This window comes from Streptococcus sp. 1004_SSPC (genome assembly GCF_001069025.1).
Lineage (GTDB): Bacteria > Bacillota > Bacilli > Lactobacillales > Streptococcaceae > Streptococcus > Streptococcus vestibularis.
The window spans coordinates 1-1,089 of the sequence record NZ_JWGQ01000058.1 but is presented as its reverse complement, the minus strand read 5'-3'; the positions used below and the strand labels follow the sequence as shown (position 1 = coordinate 1,089).

At 41.5% G+C, this 1,089-nt stretch carries 1 pseudogene; it reads left to right on the top strand.

The features are described from left to right. A pseudogene (locus ADF62_RS11670) lies at positions 1–1,089 on the top strand (hypothetical protein); the annotation flags it as partial.

Genomic DNA, 1,089 nt, shown 5'->3' with positions numbered 1-1,089 from the left:
GATGTAGATACAGAGGCACTTTCTGAGGCTGACTCAGAATTAGACAATGATTGTGACTCGGAAATTGAGGCACTTTCTGACGCTGATTCTGAGTTAGACACTGACTGTGACTCGGAAATTGAGGCACTTTCTGACGATGACTCGGAATTCGATACTGATTGCGATTCTGAGATTGAGGCACTTGTTGAAGCTGATTCGGAATTTGACAATGATTGTGACTCGGAAATTGACTCACTTGTTGAAGCTGACTCTGAGTTTGAAACAGACTGTGATTCAGAGATTGAGGCACTTTCTGACGCTGACTCGGAATTTGATACTGATTGTGACTCTGAAACTGACTCACTTTCTGAGGATGATTCGGAATTTGATACTGATTGTGATTCTGAGATTGAGACACTTGTTGAAGCGGATTCTGAGTTCGATACTGATTGTGACTCTAAAATTGATACACTTACTGAAGCCGATTCTGAATTTGACAATGATTGTGATTCTGAAATTGATTCACTTTCTGACGATGACTCGGAATTAGAAACTGATTGTGAGTCTGAGATTGATTCACTTACTGAAGCGGATTCGGAGTTGGAAACAGACTGTGATGTAGATACAGACGCACTTGTTGAAGCGGATTCGGAGTTAGATACTGATTGTGATGTAGATACAGAGTCACTTTCTGAAGCGGATTCGGAATTTGATACTGATTGTGATTCTGAGATTGAGGCACTTGTTGACGCTGATTCTGATGCCGATGTGCTTACTGATTCTGAAGCACTTATTGACGCTGATTCTGAGTTCGATACTGATTGTGACTCTGAAACTGACTCACTTACAGAGGCGGATTCGGAATTTGACAATGATTGTGATGTAGATACAGAAGCACTTGTTGAAGCGGACTCTGAATTTGAAACAGACTGTGATTCAGAGATTAAGGCACTTTCTGACGCCGAATCGGAATTCGATACTGATTGTGACTCGGAAACTGAATCACTTTCTGACGCTGACTCGGAATTTGATACTGATTGCGATTCGGAAATTGACTCACTCGTTGAAGCGGATTCTGAGTTTGACAATGATTGTGACTCGGAAACTGAA